Origin of the sequence: Pseudomonas nicosulfuronedens (assembly GCF_005877905.1) — a bacterium.
GTDB classification, from domain to species: Bacteria; Pseudomonadota; Gammaproteobacteria; order Pseudomonadales; family Pseudomonadaceae; genus Pseudomonas; species Pseudomonas nicosulfuronedens.
In genome coordinates, this window is sequence record NZ_SWDV01000099.1 from 1 (window position 1) to 2,139 (window position 2,139).

Genomic DNA, 2,139 nt, shown 5'->3' on the forward strand with positions numbered 1-2,139 from the left:
GGAGAGGGCAGGGATCAGGATCAGCGCACCGACCATGTTCCAGATGAACATGAATGTGAGCAGGATCCCCATGTCGGCCTGGAATTTGATGGGTGACCAGGCCCAGGTGATGACCCCTGCGGCGAGCGTGACACCGACCAACGCGACCACTTTTCCGGTGAAGTGCAGGGCGTGCCGATACGCGGTTTCAAGCGTCGCCCCTTTTCGCATTTGGTCCAGTTGCACGCTCAGTAGATACAGCGCGTAATCGACGCCAATGCCCACGCCCAATGCAATTACTGGCAGCGTGGCGACTTTGACTCCAATGCCTAATCCCACCATGAGCGCTTCGCACAAGATGGAGGTGATCATCAGTGGTACTACTGCAACGACTACTGCTCGCCAACTTCTGAAGGTGATGAAACAAAGTAGCGCAACGGCTAGATAGACCAGTACTAGCATGCTCCGGTTTGCATCTCGGACTACGATATTTGTTACAGCATCCATGCCTGCAGAGCCAGCGACTGGCAGAAACTGGATGTCAGCGCTGTTGTGCTTCGCAGCGAAAGCCTCCACAGCCTTGAGCACACGATCCAACGTTTCAGCTTTGTGGTCCGATAGGTAAGCAACCACCGGCACGACCGAGCAATCAGGATTTACAAGTTCGGGGTTTGCCTCCTGCGCCCGCAGCACAGATGTGTTTACCAGAGCCTGGTTATGGCTGATGGTGATCCACTTCGGTGATGCCTCGAACAAGGCCGAGGATAGCCTCGCCACTGAGCCAGCAAGAGACACCGTGGTTTGCACGCCTGGAACTTGGAGTAGTGCCCAGTCCAAGCGGTCGATCTCCATTTGCGTCTGCCATTTTTCGCAGCCACCAGGACGTGTTTTTACAATGACAGCGAACTGGTCACTGGAGAGGCCGTAATGTGAGGTTACGTAAGCGGTGTCCAAGTTGTACTGGGAGCTTGCTCTTAGCTCAGGAGCACCGGCATCCAGATCTCCTATCTTGAGATTTAGGCTCACCATGAAGCCGGCACTCGCTAGTGCAACTGCCGCCACTATTGTGGCGGTGGCCCAGCGCGGATCGGTGAAGCGAACGAGCCAATCCCAGGCGGTCAGCTTGGATTGTGAGGGTTCACCTCCGGTTGTGCTCGCATTTGCTGCTGCTTTTGTGCTGACGCCAACATAGGACAGCAAGATTGGCAGCAGAATCAAGTTTGTGAAAACTAGGACGGCGACCCCAATGCTGGCGGTTAGGGCCAGATCCTTGATCACCGGGATGTCGATCATTATCAGCACTGCGAACCCGACCACGTCGGCCATTAGAGCGGTCAGGCCGGCCAGGAATAAACGGCGGAAGGTGTATCGGGCTGCAACGTATTTGTGTGTGCCCCGAGCCACATCCTGCATGATCCCGTTCATCTTCTGAGCGCCATGAGACACGCCAATGGCAAACACCAGGAACGGAACTAGGATCGAGTACGGGTCCAGAGAAAAGCCCAGGAGCTGGACGATTCCCAGTTGCCACATGACAGCTACCAATGAGCAGAGGACAACAAGTGCCGTGCTACGCACGCACCGGGTGTAGGCAAAGAGAATGGCGATAGCGATCAGCGCGGCAATCGCGAAGTAGGACATGATCTGATGCAGCCCTGCTATCAGATCCCCCATCAGCTTCCCGAAGCCGATGACATGAATCCGTATCTTGTCAGGACTATTTGGCAGTACAGAGCGTTCGAGAGCCCTTAGGCTTTCTAGCTGCTGCTGAAGAGCGCCGTAATCGATAGGCTTGCCAGTGTCCGCGTATTTTTCAAGAAGCGGAGCGACGATCATGGTGGATCGCTGGTCGTTGGCGACTAAAGTTCCTATTAATCCCGCGCGGCCGATGTTGGCGCGCAGTTCGGCAATGGACTTTGCGCTTCCATCGTAGGTATCTGGCATGACTGGGCCGCCGCGGAAGCCTTCCTCGGTCACCTCCGTCCACCGTACCACAGGCATCCAGATGGACTTTACATAAGGCCGATTCACACCAGGCGTGAGGAAAAGCTTGTCGTTGACCTGCTGAAGCGCCTGTAGATAGGCCGGATCGTAGATATCTCCTTGAGTGTTCTCCACAACGACTCGTAGATTGTTACCCAGTCCGCGCAGCTCACCCTT

At 55.5% G+C, this 2,139-nt stretch carries 1 protein-coding gene; it reads right to left on the minus strand.

All coding sequences use genetic code 11. The annotated features are described in order from the left end of the window. A partial coding sequence (locus FAS41_RS30535; RefSeq protein ID WP_138526999.1) for an efflux RND transporter permease subunit occupies positions 1 to 2,139 on the minus strand: 2,139 nt, incomplete at both ends.